Genomic DNA, 17,253 nt, shown 5'->3' on the forward strand with positions numbered 1-17,253 from the left:
CTGTTTTGGGACAGGCTTTTTGCCCAATCTTGGGTAACTAGGTGATGTAGCAGAATATGTGTTCAAACATGCAAAAACAGCATGTGAAACTGAGGGAGCATTGATGATTTGAATAAGGATGGGAAAACGAACTCAGAAATAAAAAAGCACCCTGTCCAAGGGTGCCGTCTTTTCATTTGATATTTATTTAATCAGAAAGCACATCATTTCCGGGCCAGCCGGAATCCAGTGCATTCCTGTGTTTTATGCCTTCAGCGCACCAAAAGCTTGTTCTATATCCGCCATCAAATCCTGTGGATCTTCCAGACCGATATTCAAGCGCACCAACTGCCCCTGATGCGGCCAGTTCTTGCGCATGTGCTGCATGCGATACGGCACAGCAAGGCTATGCACACCGCCCCAGCTAAAACCGATCTTGAACAATTTCAAACTATCGACAAAGCGATCTGTCTGCGCTTCCGTATATTGCGGATCGAACAAGACGGAAAACAATCCGCCTGCACCGCTGAAGTCGCGCTGCCAGAGTTCGTGTCCAGGACATTCCGGCAAGGCTGGATGCAGCACAGTCGCGATCTCTGGCCGTGTCTGCAACCATGCAGCGACCTTGCGTGCGGCAGCATCATGCGCATCGAAACGCAACTTCATCGTCGGCAAGCTGCGCAACACCAGATACACATCATCCGCTGCAACACCAAAACCCAGACGCATATGCGCATTCTCCAAGCGCTGATTCAAGGCCTTGTCTTGTGTAATCACTGCGCCCATGAGAACGTCAGAACCACCGGACTGATATTTGGTTAAGGCTTGCATCACGATATCAACACCGAGATCGAAGGCACGCAGTGCGATGCCGGCCGACCAGGTATTGTCGAGCGCAACCAGCACGCCTTGGGCATGCGCTGCCTTGCAGATCGCAGGCAGATCAGGCACTTCCATCGATACCGAACCTGGTGCTTCGGTCCAGATCAATTTGGTATTCGGCTGTATCAGATCGGCGATACCACTGCCTATCAATGGATCGTAATAACGCGCAGTAATACCAAAATCGCTCGTAAGCCAATTGGCCAAATCACGATTCGGGTTGTAGACATTATCGGGAATCAGTACATCGTCACCGCTTTTAAGAAAAGCGAAATCGACCAATGCAATAGCAGCCAGACCACTAGGCGCAAGCACGCAGTGTTTACCGTCTTCGATGGCAGCTAAACGTGCTTCCAGCGTGAAGGTAGTCGGCGTACCGTGCAAGCCGTAGGTATAAGCATTCTTGTCCTGCCAGTTGCGTGAGCGCATGCTGGCCACGTCCTTGAACAAGACAGTCGAAGCGTGATGAATTGCTTGAGGGAGTGCGGAGAAACCATCGGGAGCACGATAGTCATTGTGGATCAATGCCGTTTGTAACGATGTGCGATCAGTCACGCGCGCTCTCCAATGAAATGATTACTTGCTGTTGGTGCTCGTCGCCACTTTTTTAACAGCACGTGCTGGTGCCGCCGATTGCTTAAGCGCAATCGCTTTTAATGAAAATGGCTTGGTAATCGAACCGTCGGCAGATGTCCACAGACCAGCTACGGCATCACCGTCAATCTTGCCATCCCATTGACCGGAAATATTGGTGCCGTTTTCCGACTCTTCCAGCAACAACTGATCGCCTTCGACTTCACCAGCCAGCAAAATTTTATTCGAATTACCGAAGATGAAATATTCGCCTTCTATGCCTTCTTCAATATCAGCTTTAGGACGAAGATTCACTTGTACCTGCACATCACCCACGACACCACGAAAAGAAACCGGTTTGAGGAACAGTGTTGAAGTAGGTGCGCTGACGACAGGTGCTGGCGTCAATGGCTCTATTTCCGCAAATGCGTTAGTAGCCGCGCATCCAAACAATGCAATCAAAGACGTGATCAATATTTTTTTCATTATGCTTCCGCCCATAAATCATGTGCATCGGCTGCCGTGATTTTTACATCGACGAACTCACCGACCTTCAATTTCAAATGCGGCTCATACGGTGGTTTAACGTAGACCACGCCGTCGATTTCTGGTGCGTCGGCACCGGAACGGGCAACACCGCCATTGCGATTGACTTCATCCAGCAACACGCGCATGGTTTTGCCGACTTTTGCCTGCAAACGTTTTTTCGAGATTTCTTCCTGCAGCAACATGACGCGGCCACGACGTTCTTCGCGCACTTCTTCCGGCACTGCGTTCGGCAAATCATTAGCCGTTGCACCTTCGACTGGCGAATAGGCAAAGCAACCAAGGCGGTCGATTTGCGCTTCTTTCAGGAAGTCGAGCAGGTATTCAAATTCAGCATCGGTCTCGCCAGGGAAACCGGCGATAAAGGTCGAGCGTATCGTCAAGTCTGGGCACATCTCGCGCCAAGCCTGTATGCGTTCGATATTCTTTTCACCACTGGCTGGACGCTTCATGCGCTTCAATACATCTGGATGCGCGTGCTGCAGCGGCACGTCCAGATACGGCAGGATTTTTCCTTCAGCCATCATAGGAATGATCGCGTCTACGTGCGGATATGGATAAACGTAATGCAGACGTACCCACGCACCGTATTGCTTGGCCAAATCGCCCAAGGCATCAACCAGTTGCGTCATGTGCGTCTTGACCGGCTTGCCGTTCCAGAAACCCATGCGGAATTTAACATCGACGCCATAAGCGCTGGTGTCTTGTGAAATCACCAATAATTCTTTGACGCCAGCCTTGAACAGATTTTCCGCCTCCATCATCACATCTGCGATCGGGCGCGATACCAGATCGCCGCGCATCGATGGAATGATGCAGAAACTGCAACGATGGTTACAGCCTTCAGAAATTTTCAGATAGGCAAAATGCTTAGGTGTCAGCTTGATACCTTGCGCCGGCACCAGATCGATGAACGGTGCGTGCGGCTTAGGCATGTGCTTATGCACGGCATCCATCACCTCGCCCAGCGCATGCGGGCCAGTGACGGCCAACACTTTCGGGTGGACTTTTAGAATGATGTCATCGCCATCAGCGTCTTTTTTCGCGCCCAGGCAACCGGTCACGATGACCTTGCCGTTTTCATTCAATGCTTCGCCTATCGCATCCAGCGACTCTTGCACGGCGGCATCAATGAAGCCGCACGTGTTGACGATGACCAGATCGGCGCCATCGTAAGACTTGGCAGTGTCATAACCCTCAGCGCGCAGCTGAGTAAGGATTTGTTCTGAATCGACCAGAGCTTTCGGGCATCCGAGGGAAACGAAGCCGATTTTGGGTGTTGCTTGAAGAGCGTTGGTCATGGCTGAGGCGGGCAAAAAGCTGGCTGTGTAAACGAAGCCGCTATTGTACCCTTTTGGCTGGCACGCTCGCCACTTGACGTAGCGCGTGCAGCCAGATGCGCTTACTTGTTGTTTTTATCGCTAGGTGGTGGGGCTGGTGGAGCGAAAGGGAAAGCGCCGAACATGTTTTTCGACTGCGTCTGCATTTGCTCTTGCATTTGCACAAACAAACTTTTGCTCTGCTCGATGTAATTGCTCATCATGCCTTGCATGATCGGGCCTTGCACGTTCATGAATTGCGCCCACATTTCAGGGCTAAACGGCTTGCCTTCGTATAGATCTTTCGAGTTTTCCGTCAATTTATTCTGGATATCGATGAAAGCCTGGATATTCTTTTCCAGGTAAGAACCCATCATGCCCTGCATCGCGTGACCGTAATAACGAATGATTTGCGACAAGGCAGCGCTGGAAAACATAGGCGAACCATTCGCTTCTTCTTCCAGAATGATTTGCAACAAAATACTGCGCGTCAAATCTTCATCGGTCTTGGCATCGAGCACGGAAAACTGCTCGCTATCCAGCACCAACTGTTTGACATCGGCAAGCGTGATGTACGAACTTGTTTGCGTGTCGTACAGACGGCGGTTCGGATACTTCTTGATCAAACGCTCGGAGATTTTTTTTGTACTCGTCATCTGTCATCCCAACTTGTTGCGTTACAACGCATTTATATTCAATCGGCTAAAAAGCAAACGAAGTCACCCTCGTGAAACCATTATAGTGCGAAAAAACAAAGGTTTACGCAACATTACGCCAGACCTTGACCCACCTCAAGATGAGGCCAAACTGCTGCCCCGCCTCTGCGACGACGATTTACGTCGCTTTTGCCTTCACGTAGCGACCGGGAGCAGGTTCGATTGGTTTGAATTTCGTATTGCCTAATTTACGTGGTGCCTTCACACGTTCGCCAGAATGAGTGGCCAAAAAATCTGACCATGCTGGCCACCAGCTACCTGCAACTTCTCTCGCACTGGCTAACCAGGAGAGCGGGTCAAGTACTTGCTGATCATCGTTGATCCAGTATTGGCGTCTGCTTTTCGTCGGTGGATTGATAACCCCAGCAATATGCCCAGCGGCTCCCAGTATGAAACGATTCTGCTGAGGTTTTTTGCGATTAAGTATCTTGGTCGATTCATACGCACTGGTCCACGGCACGATGTGATCATCACGCGATCCATAGATAAAGCTGGGCGCATCGATTTTTCCAAAATCTATTTTTTTACCGGCCAGCATGAATTCGCCGAATTTCTTCAAATTGTTTTCCAGATAGGTATTGCGCAAATACCAGCAATACATGGGACCCGGCAGATTGGTACTATCGGCATTCCAGTACAGCATGTCGAACGGCGCAGGGTTCTCACCCTTCAGATAATTCGATGCGACATAATTCCAAATCAGTTCATTCGAACGCAAGCTGGCGAAGGCGGCATTGAAGTCCAGTCCTTTCATCAAGCCGCCATGCCCGATCGACTCTTCGGTTTCCTTGACCTTGGCCTCATCGATAAACACATCAATGATGCCGGTGTCGGAAAAATCCAGGAAAGTCGTCAGCAAGGTCAAGCTGGCTGCCGGTTTTTCGCCGCGCGCGCATGACAAGGCAAGCGCGTTCGTCAGCAGAGTACCGCCGACGCAAAAGCCCAGCACATTGATTTTTTCCTGATTGGAAATGGCTTTGGTGACATTCATCGCCTGAATCACACCATTCTCGACGTAGTCATTCCACGTTGCATGCGCTATCGACGCATCGGCATTGCGCCACGACACCAGAAAAACGGTATGTCCTTGTTCAACCGCATAGCGCACGAAGGAATTATGCGGCTGCAGATCAAGAATGTAATATTTGTTGATGCAAGGCGGCACCACCAGCAGCGGCCGCTCGTACACGGTAGCCGTCAGCGGTTTGTATTGCAGCAACTGAAACAATTCGTTTTCAAAGACGACTGCACCTTCAGTAATCGCCACATTACGACCAACTTCAAAAGCGGTTTCATCGCTCTGTGAAATCCGCCCTTTTTGCATATCGGCAAAAAGATGCTTCAAGCCATTGGTCAGACTTTCGCCTTTAGTCTCAACAATCTTTTGCTGCGCTTCCGGATTGGAAAATAGAAAATTGGCCGGCGACATCGCATTCACCATTTGCTCTACAGCAAAGCGAATTTTCTGCTTGGCTTTCGGCGGCACTTCCATCGCATCCGCCATCGCCGTCAAGAATTTGGCATTCAGCAAATATGCAGCAGCATTAAACGCATGCAAGGTGCTCGACTGCCAAGCCGCATTGGAAAAACGCTTGTCAGCAACAGGCGGCACTTGCGCCGTCAACATCTGCTGCCACAAAGTGGTCAGCTGTTGCGTATAGTCGCGCTGCATTTCTGCAGCAAGTGCGGGATCTATGCCCATGCTTTGCGCGTGCGCGGAGGACTGAGACGATTCGGACTTATTCATGCTTGCAGTTCTCTTTTCGAGTATCTTTGCGGTTTGAATTTCACTTCAGGCATTTTTATGTACATTGTTGCCATCGCGTGGATCTACGTCGTATTCATGATGGCGATCACCGAAGTATCGGTAGTCGCGGGCATCATGACCTTCCTTTTATACGGCGTATTGCCTGTCTCGATTATTGTATACGTGATGGGGACAGGACAACGCAAGCGTAAGCGCCAAGCGCAAGAAATACTGCACCGTGCAGAAATGCAAAAAAGTGAGAGTTCAGCGTCAGAGCACAAACCAGAAGCTTGATCGACTGGCGATTATAGAGTCGTTATCGCAACCAGATCAGCGCGGCCATGCGGCCAGTCACGCCGTCGCGGCGATAAGAGTAAAAACGGTGCGGATCGCTGACTGTGCAGAAGTTGCCGCCAGACGTTTTCGTGACGCCAACATTCGCCAGCGTCTGCCGCGCCAGCATATAGATATCGGCAAGATATTTACCAGGACGGCCGTCAATCGCTACAAATGCCTGGCGGGCAGCGGGATCTTTCGCCACAAACGTTTCCAGCACTTCCTCACCTACTTCAAACTGTGTCGGGCCAATCGCCGGGCCTAACCATGCATATAGAGTTTCTGCGCCGGCTGCACGCATCTGCGCAACGGTATTTTGCAGAATTCCGCCGGCTAAACCACGCCAACCCGCATGTGCTGCACCGACAACCCGACCGGCTGTATCCGCGAACAGAACCGGCAGACAATCTGCCGTCATGATTGCGCAAACCAAACCAGCTTGCGTAGTAAAACTGGCATCGGCTTCCGGTGCGCCGGAGACCTGAGCAGCATCAACAACGTTAGTGCCGTGCACCTGCGTCAACCACACTGGCTCCGCCGGCAACTGACGGCGAATCTGTGCACGATTGTGTTGCACGTTATCGATAGCATCGCCGACGTGCACGCCCAAATTCAAACCGCCACCACCACACCCATCGTCATACGGTGCAGGACTGATACCGCAAGGACGCGTGGTCGCCAAGGCACCGACTGCCGGCAATGAAATGCCCCATTGGGGAAGAATCAATTCCATGATCAGTACATTGTTGAATGTGAACAGGAAAACATCAAAACCAGCTTAATAGGTCTTGATGCCAGCGCGCGTAATGAGATCAGCAAAATCCTGCGGCGCTTCCGCCGACCATTCCGCAGCTTCACCGGAGACTGGATGTATCAAGCCCAAACGACGTGCATGCAAAGCTTGACGTGGAAATACTGGCACCAGATGCTGCTTGCCATACAAGCCATCGCCAACCAGTGCAAAACCGATAGATTGCATGTGCACACGGATTTGATGCGTGCGGCCTGTTTCCAATTTGCATAACATCAAACTGACTGGGCGGCCCTCCAGCATACCGGTTGCCAAACGTTCGAAATGCGTCACGGCAGGCTTCGCCGTTAGATTTTCAGAAACAGCCATCTTGATGCGATCACGCGCATGACGGCCGATAGAAGCATCTATGCGCCCGGAAGCATTCGGCGTGCCCCATACCATGGCCAGATATTCACGCTTGACCGTGCGCGCCTGCAGTTGGCGAACTAAATCAGTATGCGCAATCAGCGTTTTAGCCACGACCATCAAGCCACTGGTGTCTTTATCCAGCCTGTGCACGATACCAGCGCGTGGCACACCGGCAATTGATGGCAAATAATGCAACAAACCATTCAACAAGGTGCCAGACCAGTTACCAGCGGCAGGATGCACGACCAGACCAGATGGTTTATTAAGAACCAGAATCTCTGCATCTTCGTGCACAATGGCCAAATCCATTGCTTCCGGCTTGAAAGCTTCATCTTCAGGTGCTGGCTGAGGGAGAATGATGACTTTTTCATCACCGTAGACCGTCATTTTCGCGCGGGCAACTTCGCCATCCACGCTGACATGGCCGGCATCTATCCATTGTTGCAAACGACTACGGGAATATTGTGGAACCAGCGTGGAAAGGACCTTGTCCAAACGGACGCCACAGACTTCAGGGCTTAAATTCAGTTCAATCGGAGGCATATCCAGCGACAGGTCGTCGCCATCATCCACACCCTCCAAATGACTGTCGGGCATGGTTTTATTCAAAATCGGTGTTTCGGTTGGTATCACTACAAGTCCCATCGGCTATAATCATTCATTGTCTAGCGGCATCCTCGCGAAATCTCATGCAAAAACAAATGCTAAAAATTACCATCGTCGCTCTCGCCTTCCTACTCTCGGCATGTAGCCTCACACCTGAGAAATTCGACGAGACCAAAAACTGGTCTCCGTCCAAATTATACTCGGAGGCACGTGAAGAGATGAATGTAGGTGACTACACCAAAGCCATCTCCCATTTCGAGAAACTCGAATCACGCTATCCGTTCGGCACCTACGCCCAGCAAGCGCAGATGGAAATCGCCTACGCTTACTACCGTCAGAGTGATCAACCACAAGCACTGGCTGCCGTTGAACGCTTTATCAAACTGCATCCTGATCACCCAAATGTAGACTACATGTACTACTTGCGTGGTCTGATCAACTTCAACGACAAAGTCAGCATCTTTGATTTCGTGTCACGCCAGGATGCAACTGAACGCGATCCGAAAGCGGCACGCGAAGCATTTGACTCATTCAAGAAATTAGTTGAGCGCTTCCCTGACAGCAAGTACGCACCTGATGCAACAGCGCGTCTGGCATATCTGGTTAACTCAATGGCGCAATACGATGTACACGTTGCGAATTACTACTACCGTCGCGGTGCATACATCGCCGCAGCCAATCGTGCACAAGCAGCCGTCAAGAATTACCCAGGTGCACCTGCAGTTGAAGGCGCCTTGTACGTGATGATTAAATCGTACGATGCCTTGAACCTGCCGCAATTACGCGACGATACCGAACGTGTAATGAAGACCAACTTCCCGAACAGCGTCTACTTCAGCGGTGGACCGAAGAATGACTCGCCTTGGTGGAAACTCTGGTAATCAGTCAAGCCCATTAAAAAAGCCTCGCATTGCGAGGCTTTTTTAATGGTAGTCACAAAAGAAATTAATCCTAACTAGCAGCCTAAACGTATTGCAAATGCAAACGTGCAATTTCACCGCCGGTTTGATTCACATCACCCACAGCATAAAAAGATGTGTAATCAACGCCATTCCTGACATTCTCACCAGCGAATGAAACCGTTTCACCTGCTGACAATTTAATCGTGAGCAAGTGATAACCATTAGTGAGGCCTGTGATTTCGGCAATCACAGCACCAGTGACCGTCAAATTGGTATTGATACCCGTAGTTAAATCCAAGGTTTCTATACTTGTCACTTTATTAGAAAGACTGGACAGGTTAAGCGATGAGCCTAATCCTGTAATCTTCAATGTGTCATTGCCTGCACCACCAGCAATACTATCGATATTACTGTTTATACTGACACCATTGGCCTGCACGATAAAGGTATCGTTGCCATTGCCACCTATAAGTGTATTGTGACCGCCAGCAATACCATCTAGCGTATCGTCGCCGTCACCGCCGTCCAGTAAATTGGTCGTAGCTGCTCCCAGTGCGGTCAAAGTATTATTGAAAGCATTTCCATACAAGTTACTCGTAACACCAGAAGTTGCGCTACCAACTAAATTATCAATTCGGGTATAGGTGTCACCTGCAGCAAAACCTGTGTTCGCACCAGCCGTCAAAAGATTTGCAGTCAAATTTGTTGTTGCAAATTGATAGCTGACGGTATCGTAACCGTGATTCGTGTTAACGTCAGCAGTCCCTCCGCCATGAAAAAGACTCGCGAGATTACCTGCAAAAAACGTGTCGTTGCCTGTAGTACCAGTCACGTTCCTAATATTTGCATAGGTGTCCCCTTGAGCATATCCATCTGTCCCAGTCATATGAAAAAGATCGACAGTAACCGCTACCCCATTGCCAGCGTAGCTAACTGTGTTATTTCCTGCACCGCCATCAAAATGATTGGCAGCAGAACTCGATATGAAAGTATCATTCCCTCCACCACCCGTCACATCTTGAATATTGATGTAGGCGTCAAGATTTGCATCACTGCCACTACCTTTTCCTGCCTCAACACTGCCCACCGTCGTATCAGACAAGTTAATAATCAAATCACCAGTGACGTTTGTATAAATCACTTTATTGTGGGAACTTGCGTTTGAGGCACCTCCATCAAATCGATTGATTTGGGAGTTGGCATAGAAGGTATCGTCGAAACTACTACCAACAAGATTCTGGATGCCCGACAACACGTCACCTTCTGCGTCACCACCGCGGCCTTTACCCGCTGCCAGGCTACCCAAAGGGTTCAATGCATCAACCGTCACAGACGACAAATTAATAATCACGCCTGCGGTGGAATCAACATAGTTGGCTGTGTTCGATGTAGCGGCTGCGGTAGTCGCATCCGTACCGACGTAACCTAACCCGATTAGTTGATCGGCACCTGCACCGCCGATCAGAACGGAACCACCTACAGCTAAACCAGTTAATTTGTCGGCAAAAGCTGTCCCGGTAAGATTTTGAATATTGATGAAGGTATCACCAGTAGCATCACCCGTTGAACCAACTGCCGTGTTCAGATCCGCGACCACTCCAGCAGTTGAGCCTGCATAGCTGACTGTATTATTTCCGGCACCACCATTGAAAATATTGGTATCAGCACTGGCTACGAACAAATCATTGCCGTTGCCGCCGGTGACGTTTTGAATGCCGGTATAAGTATCGCCCTCAGCATCGCCGCCCTTGCCGCTGCGTGCCGCGACACCACCGACAGATGCTCCGGACAGATTGACTGTCACCGCTGCCGTTGCACCCGCGTAGCTCGCGGTATTGTTCAAGCCGTAACCGGTCAGGGCATCGGCACCTGCACCACCGGTCAGTATCGAATTACCACCTGCCGCACCGCCCAGTGTATCGTTGCCTGCCGTACCAATCAGATTCTGGATGTTGTAGAAGAGGTAGCCATTCTGGAACGCGCTGCTACCGGCCATATTCTTGATATCAATGTTAACCGGACCGGCCAGCGATTGATAACTGACGGTATTGACACCGCTACCACCATCAAACCTATTAGTAATTGCACTGGCATTGAAGGTATCATTGCCGGAACCGCCTGCCACGTCCTGGATATTGGCATAGGTATCGCCTGCTGCACCACCTGCACCACTGCCGGCCGTAACACTCGTACCGTTCAGCGTCGCTGTAGCACTGGCGAGATTGATTAATACATCCGCAGTTACAGCTTCGTAGCTGACGCGGTTATGCGAACCCGCATCGATCACGCCACCATCAAATTTATTGGCAGCAGCCCCGGTCGCTGCACTCGCATAGAAAATATCGTCAAAGCTACTACCAACCACATTCTGTATATTGGTATAGGTATCACCGATAGCATAACTACCCGCCGCACCACCGCCTGCCATGGTCGCCAGGCCGCCACGTGTATCGCCGGCAAAATTGATGACGACGCCCACTACTGATGCCGCGTAATTCACTGTATTACTGCCTGTTCTGCCATCAAAGGAATTCGCCTCGACACCGGCGATGAAAGTATCGTTACCGGCACCTCCCGTCGCATCGTGTATTCCGATATACGTGTCCAGCCCGCTCTTGCCTACACTACCTTTACCACCCGCGACGGTGACTGCAGCGACAGTCACCGATGTTTGCGAGAGGTTAATAATGAGATTGGTAGCCGCACTAAATCCGCTATAACTGACACGATCATGTGTACCGCCATTACCATCAAAGGTGCCCACCAAGGTATTGTGCGCAAAGAACTCATCACCACCAAAGGTGCTGCCCGTAACGTTGCTGATGCTGGTATAAGTATCACCCTGTGCATCACCGCCCCGCCCAGTACCTTTGGCCAAAGAACCGCCACCGGCTGTCGGCGTCACTGCTGCAGTCGAAAGATTAACCGTGACCGCAGTACCCGATGACGCATAGCTAACCGTATCGCTACCAGCACTGCCACCATTAAATACATTTACTGCAGTACCACCGATAAAAATATCGTTGTATGCACTACCCGTGACATTCTGAATCGCAGCATAGGTATCGCCCGCTGCATGACTTGCACTTACCGTCGCGTTAGCACCCGTCATGCTGGCAACTGTGGTGCTGCCTATCGTGACACTAGCACCTGACAAGTTAACGATGACACCGGCACCGGAGCCACCGTAATGCACGGTGTTATTTATGCCACCACCACCATTAATGTTATTGGCTGCAGCGCTGGCAACTATGATGTCTGCACCGCTACCACCTGTGATGTCCTGGATATTGGCATAGGTATCACCCAATGCACCACCGTCACCGCTATTCGCAGCGATGGAAGTACTATTGACCGTTACCGCGGTGTCCGCAAGGTTGACGATAATCGCCGTGGTCGCAGCTTCATAGCTGACGCGGTTATGGGAATTCGCATCACTCACGCCACCGTCAAATTTATTAGCAGCAGCCCCGGTCGCTGCACTCGCATAAAACAGATCATCAAAATTACTACCGACCACATTTTGTATGTTGGTATAAGTGTCGCCGATAGCATAACTACCGGCTGCACCGCCACCTGTCATACTCGTCAGACTACCGCGCGTATCGCCGGCAAAATTAACGACAACACCGACATCCGAAGCCGCATAATTTACAGCGTTAATGCCAGCGCCTCCATCGAAGGCATTCGCAGCGCTGCCTGCGATAAAGGTATCGTTACCCGAACCACCAGTCGCATCATGAATACCGATATAAGTATCCAGATTAGCCTTGCCGACGCTCCCCTTACCGACAGCCACTCCAGCTATCGATTTATCAGATAAATTAATAGTCAGCGCCGACGTGAATCCGCTGTAATTGACCCGGTCATGCAAACCGCCGTTACCGTCGAAGGTACCTATCAAGGTGCCATTCGCAAAGAATTCGTCGCCACCTAATGCACTACCGATAGCGTTGCTGATACCGGTGTAAGTATCCCCTTGTGCATCACCGCCCCGGCCAGTTCCTGCTGCCAGCGATCCGCCACCAGCTGTCGGCGTCACCGCAGCGTTCGAGAGGTTGATGCTGACGACAGTAGTGGACGATGCATAGCTAACCGTATCACTACCGCCATTGCCTACGAAGGCATTCGCTGCAGCACCGCCGATGAAGGTGTCGTTGAACGCGCTACCGGTGACATTCTGGATCAAGGTGTAGGTATCACCTTCGGCATAACTGCCGATGCCACCACCAGTATTCGCCGCTAGGCCATTGACTGCCAGTGCTGACAGGTTGACGATCACTCCGCTGTTCGATGATGCATAGCTGACAGTATTCGTACCGGCACCGCCATTAAAATTATTCGCTGCCAGGCTCGCAATGAAAAGATCGTTGCCGTTACCGCCAGTCGCATCCTGAATGTTGACGTAGGTATCGCCCTGCGCATAACCGCCAGAGCCGGTCCCGGCCAATACACCTGAGGCCGGTTTGTCGGACAAATTGATGATCAGGTCGGCCGTGTCGCTCGCGTAACTGACACGGTTATGCAAGCCGCCACCACCATCGAAATTATTCACCGCGGCACTGGCGATGAAAGTGTCATTGCCCGCACCACCGGTGAGGTCTTGAATATTGGTATAGGTATCGCCTTGCGCATTTCCACCAAGACCTATCGCGCCCGCAGTCAACAGGTCTATCGTCAGGTCATCCGCATCAGCCGCATAGCTGACACGATTGTGCGTACCTCCACCACCATCGAAAGCATTCGCTGCTGCACTGGCGATGAAAGTATCATTGCCGGAACCACCTGTAATGTCCTGAATATTGGTATAGGTATCGCCTTGAGCATTGCCACCCAAGCCAATCGCACCAACGCTCAACAGATCAATCGTCAAGTTCGCTGTATCTGTCGCATAGCTGACCCGATTGTGCGATGTAGGCATACTGGCGCCGCCATCAAAATGATTAACAGCCCCATTGGCGATAAAAATATCATCGCTACTGCTGCCAATAACATTTTGAATCGATATGTATTGATCGCCTTGCGCATACCCTCTGCTACCGGTGCCGTTTATCAGATCGACCGTTACACCACTAGTAGAAGCCGCGTAACTGACCGTATTCACTCCCAGACCACCATTGAATACATTGACCGAATTACTGGCAACAAAGGTGTCGTCATAACTCGTACCGATCACATTCTGAATACCTTGGTAGCGATCACCCTCTGCATAACCACCAGTACCTATACGCGTATCAAGATTAACGGTAACGCCGCGGCCGTCGGTCGCTTTGGCATAACTGACAGTATCTATACCGCCATTACCTGCAAACGAATTCGCAGCACTGTTGGCAATGAATAAGTCATCTTTCGTACTACCGATGACATTTTGAATATTTGTATACGTATCGCCAACAGCGTATCCACCTGTCCCCGCAGCGGCAACCAAATCAACTGTCACACCAACATCCGACAACGCATAGCTAACCGTATTGATACCAAGCCCACCATCAAATGAATTAGCTACCGCATTGGCAATGAAAGTATCGTCGCCGCTACCGCCCGTTGCATCCTGGATATTGATCAATCTATCGCCGGCCGCCAGGCTACCTACACCTGAGCCCAGCCCATTAACCAAATCAACCGTCACGCCTACCGTATCGTTGGCATAGCTGACACGATTGTGCGTACCGCCACCGCCATCAAAGGTATTGGCATCTGCACTGGCGACAAAGGTATCGTCGAACGTACTGCCTATAACGTTTTGAATATTGATGAATTTGTCGCCCTGCGCAAAACCACCGCTAGTGCCCACGCCGTTTGCATGGAACAGATCGACTGTCACCGCACCGGTAGTCGACGCGCTGTAATCCACTGTGTTGGAACCGGCACCACCGTCAAATACATTCGCAGAATCATTCGCGACAAAGGTATCGTTGCCGCTACCGCCGATGACGTTTTCGATATTCGCCAGTCGGTCGCCATCAGCCAAGCTGCCGACACCAGAACCAAGTCCGGTTACCAGATTGACAGTTACACCGACGGTATCCGCTGCATAGCTGACAGTGTCTACACCGCCCAAACCATCAAAATTATCAGCACGATTGCTGGCGATAAATGTATCGGCATAAGCGGTACCTACGAATTTTTCTATATTGGTATAGCTATTGGAGTAAGTCGGCAGACCACCCGGATTCTGCGGACTTGCAGGCGCAGTTTCGATGCCACCTACATTACGCGATGCATCAACGATGACGCCTGACAGATAACGTTCATAACTAACCGTATCGTTACCGCCCGCACCGCCATCAAAGCTCAAGCTATCGGTATCAGCAACAAACTTATCGTCCTGAGAACTACCGATTACGTTCTGGATATTTTTATAAGTGTCGCCTGCGGCATTACCACCCGCACCCTGTCCTTTGTAAAAATCGACTTCAACACCGGCAGCTGAACCCGCATAGCTGACTGTGTTAATACCACCCATACCATCGAAATTATTGGCCTCTTGATTCGCAATGAACGTATCGTTGTAAGCACTGCCAATCACGTTCTGGATATTGATGTACTTATCACCCGTTGCATCATTACCGCTGCCCACACCGTTCAGCAAATCAACGGTTACACCTGACGTCGAGCTCGATGGTGAATTCGCATACGACACCGTATTCGAGCCACCTGCGCCACCATCAAAAATATTCGCAACGCTGCTAGCGATGAAAGTATCGCTATAGCTGCTGCCGACTACATTCTCAATATTGCTGAACGTCACGTTCTGCGCATAACCACCAGTGCCAGTGCCGGTATTCAGGTTGACGTTAACCGCCGCGTTCGACGCTGAAAAATCAATCGTATCGCTACCAGATAAACCGCCATCAACTCCCTTGGTTGTAGCGCCGACGACGAAGGTATCGTCATATTTGCTACCGATCACCTTCTGGATGTTACTCAAGGTATCCTGCCCGCCAAAACCATCCAGCGCATGGCCAGTATTCAAATCGACAAACACACCTGCAGTTGAGCTTGTATAACCAACAGTATTGATGACCGTATTGACGACTGTGTTGACATTAATAGTAACGAGATTCACGCCACCAACCAAAGTATCGTTGCCGGCACCGCCTTCGAAATAGGTATTGCCCTTGCCACCATATATCGTATCGTTACCGGTACCGCCGTAAAGGAAGTCATTGGCATTGCTGCCATATATCGTTGTTCCGGCATTGTCACCGGCATGCACAATGTGCGACAAACCTTGTGCTGGCAATACAAAGACACTTTCACCCGTCACAGGATTGGCATAAGACAGATCATTTGCCGTAGTCGCATCCTTGACCACAACTTGCTTGACGCTAGTCAGCGATTGCACACCATCGGCAGTAACAACCGATAACGAAAATGTCAGTTTGAAATCTTGATGAATCGGTGCGCCAGCATCTGGCGGTACAGTGTTGTACTGCAGCTCCAGCCCATAATTCTTGGTGTCTGGCGATATGGCAATTTGATACACACCGCCACCCAACGATGTCGCTCCCACAATGCTCATACCTGATGGCACACCCGATACCGTCAGCGACTGCACTTTGCCATCACCCGTAATTTGAACATCCAAAACTTTACTGAAGGTATCGGCCGGTATATTGCTGCCTGCCGCTGGTGCGATACCTGTCGCGTAAATCGTACGGACGTCATTACCTGCATTGATAATCTGCGGAGCGATCTGTGCAGCGTTGGATGTATTGGTTCCTGACAGCAAGCCACTACTGCCACCGCTACCGTACAGCACATCACCTATCTGCGTAGTACCAACCGTATTAACCAGATGAATAGCAATCGCCGGCTCATTTGGTCCGATCACAAACTCTTGCGGCGCCTTCCCCGGACGTTCCGGCAGAATTTCCGCAACTTGTTTGACCAAAGGCTGCTGCTGCGCAGCTTGTCCATCAAAATTGGATTTGAAGTTATTGACTGGTGTCGTGTTGGCTTGGACCACATTGGCCAATTGCACCATGGCCTTACTGATGGCGGACAACGCAGCATTGGCTGCCTGTGCTTGACTCGCTAAATCCTGCGCACCTTCGGTCTGACGATAAGCAGCATCCTCGGCGCCATTCCCTCGACCATCCGAGTTCACCGGTTCAGTACTGAGCACCAAAGGTTGATCGAGTTTTTGCAGTGGAATCTTGCCGACTTGATCCAGCATGTGGCTGGCACTATCTCGGCCGCTGCTGAAATCCACCATGACAGTTGCATCCATCGCACCGATGGCACCGCCTGCCAGCACCAACTTGGTGCCATCATTCAAATAAAGCACCATATCGACGTCGACGATATGGATTTTCGCGACATCGCTCTGCGAAATTTTCAGTTGAAAATTACCACTTTGATCCGGCGTGACGACTCTGATCGGCGCACCGTTCTTGTCCACGGTGGACTGATTCGTACCCGACTTGGAAGCAGGAGCAGTTGCCATCTGAATTTCCTTCATTGTGAAACCGGCATACTC

Annotated in this window: 10 protein-coding genes; 2 read left to right on the plus strand and 8 right to left on the minus strand. The window is 50.7% G+C overall.

Going from position 1 to position 17,253, the window contains the following annotated elements:
• Nucleotides 1-243: 243 nt before the first annotated feature.
• From BQ6873_RS04800 to BQ6873_RS04820, 5 genes are all read right to left on the minus strand, one after another.
• Nucleotides 244-1,416 (minus strand): cystathionine beta-lyase, encoded by a 1,173-nt coding sequence (locus tag BQ6873_RS04800; RefSeq protein ID WP_076591633.1) that lies wholly within the window; start codon nt 1,414-1,416, stop codon nt 244-246.
• A gap of 21 nt (nt 1,417-1,437) precedes the next feature.
• Entirely contained in the window at nt 1,438-1,920 is a 483-nt protein-coding gene (locus BQ6873_RS04805; protein WP_231949280.1) for a hypothetical protein, read from the minus strand.
• Nucleotides 1,920-3,281, minus strand: coding sequence for a 30S ribosomal protein S12 methylthiotransferase RimO (gene rimO / locus BQ6873_RS04810; RefSeq protein WP_076591634.1), 1,362 nt, complete (start codon nt 3,279-3,281; stop codon nt 1,920-1,922). Before rimO ends, BQ6873_RS04805 begins: the two co-directional genes overlap by 1 nt.
• 101 nt (nt 3,282-3,382) lie before the next feature.
• Nucleotides 3,383-3,955, minus strand: coding sequence for a polyhydroxyalkanoate synthesis repressor PhaR (phaR, locus tag BQ6873_RS04815; RefSeq protein ID WP_076591635.1), 573 nt, complete (start codon nt 3,953-3,955; stop codon nt 3,383-3,385).
• Between the two features lie 178 nt (nt 3,956-4,133).
• On the minus strand, nt 4,134-5,762 hold the full coding sequence (locus BQ6873_RS04820; RefSeq protein ID WP_076591636.1) for a PHA/PHB synthase family protein: 1,629 nt from the start codon (nt 5,760-5,762) through the stop codon (nt 4,134-4,136).
• A gap of 57 nt (nt 5,763-5,819) precedes the next feature.
• On the opposite strand from BQ6873_RS04820, the gene BQ6873_RS04825 reads away from it, so the two are divergent.
• A complete protein-coding gene (locus BQ6873_RS04825; protein ID WP_076591637.1) occupies nt 5,820-6,056 on the plus strand; it encodes a hypothetical protein in 237 nt (78 codons plus the stop codon).
• Nucleotides 6,057-6,078: 22 nt separating this feature from the next.
• Here BQ6873_RS04825 and pgeF read toward each other — a convergent pair whose 3' ends face one another.
• Both pgeF and BQ6873_RS04835 read right to left on the minus strand, forming a co-directional pair.
• Entirely contained in the window at nt 6,079-6,831 is a 753-nt protein-coding gene (gene pgeF / locus BQ6873_RS04830; RefSeq protein WP_076591638.1) for a peptidoglycan editing factor PgeF, read from the minus strand.
• Nucleotides 6,832-6,876: 45 nt separating this feature from the next.
• Nucleotides 6,877-7,857, minus strand: a complete 981-nt coding sequence (locus tag BQ6873_RS04835; protein WP_231949281.1) for an RluA family pseudouridine synthase — start codon at nt 7,855-7,857, stop codon at nt 6,877-6,879.
• A gap of 92 nt (nt 7,858-7,949) precedes the next feature.
• Between BQ6873_RS04835 and BQ6873_RS04840 the strand changes: the two genes are divergently transcribed.
• Entirely contained in the window at nt 7,950-8,747 is a 798-nt protein-coding gene (locus BQ6873_RS04840) for an outer membrane protein assembly factor BamD (protein WP_076591640.1), read from the plus strand.
• Between the two features lie 82 nt (nt 8,748-8,829).
• On the opposite strand, the gene BQ6873_RS04845 is transcribed toward BQ6873_RS04840, so the two are convergent.
• Nucleotides 8,830-17,220, minus strand: coding sequence for a beta strand repeat-containing protein (locus BQ6873_RS04845; protein WP_076593944.1), 8,391 nt, complete (start codon nt 17,218-17,220; stop codon nt 8,830-8,832).
• Nucleotides 17,221-17,253: the final 33 nt, after the last annotated feature.

Origin of the sequence: Herminiimonas arsenitoxidans, assembly GCF_900130075.1 — a bacterium.
GTDB lineage: Bacteria > Pseudomonadota > Gammaproteobacteria > Burkholderiales > Burkholderiaceae_D > Oxalicibacterium > Oxalicibacterium arsenitoxidans.

Excerpts from the sequence above, each read along its gene's own strand:
- BQ6873_RS04805 (WP_231949280.1), bottom strand. The coding sequence starts at position 1,920 with ATGAAAAAAATATTGATCACGTCTTTGATTGCATTGTTTGGATGCGCG.
- rimO (WP_076591634.1), bottom strand. The coding sequence starts at position 3,281 with ATGACCAACGCTCTTCAAGCAACACCCAAAATCGGCTTCGTTTCCCTC.
- phaR (WP_076591635.1), bottom strand. The coding sequence starts at position 3,955 with ATGACGAGTACAAAAAAAATCTCCGAGCGTTTGATCAAGAAGTATCCG.
- BQ6873_RS04820 (WP_076591636.1), bottom strand. The coding sequence starts at position 5,762 with ATGAATAAGTCCGAATCGTCTCAGTCCTCCGCGCACGCGCAAAGCATG.
- BQ6873_RS04825 (WP_076591637.1), top strand. The coding sequence starts at position 5,820 with ATGTACATTGTTGCCATCGCGTGGATCTACGTCGTATTCATGATGGCG.
- pgeF (WP_076591638.1), bottom strand. The coding sequence starts at position 6,831 with ATGGAATTGATTCTTCCCCAATGGGGCATTTCATTGCCGGCAGTCGGT.
- BQ6873_RS04835 (WP_231949281.1), bottom strand. The coding sequence starts at position 7,857 with ATGCCCGACAGTCATTTGGAGGGTGTGGATGATGGCGACGACCTGTCG.
- BQ6873_RS04840 (WP_076591640.1), top strand. The coding sequence starts at position 7,950 with ATGCAAAAACAAATGCTAAAAATTACCATCGTCGCTCTCGCCTTCCTA.
- BQ6873_RS04845 (WP_076593944.1), bottom strand. The coding sequence starts at position 17,220 with ATGGCAACTGCTCCTGCTTCCAAGTCGGGTACGAATCAGTCCACCGTG.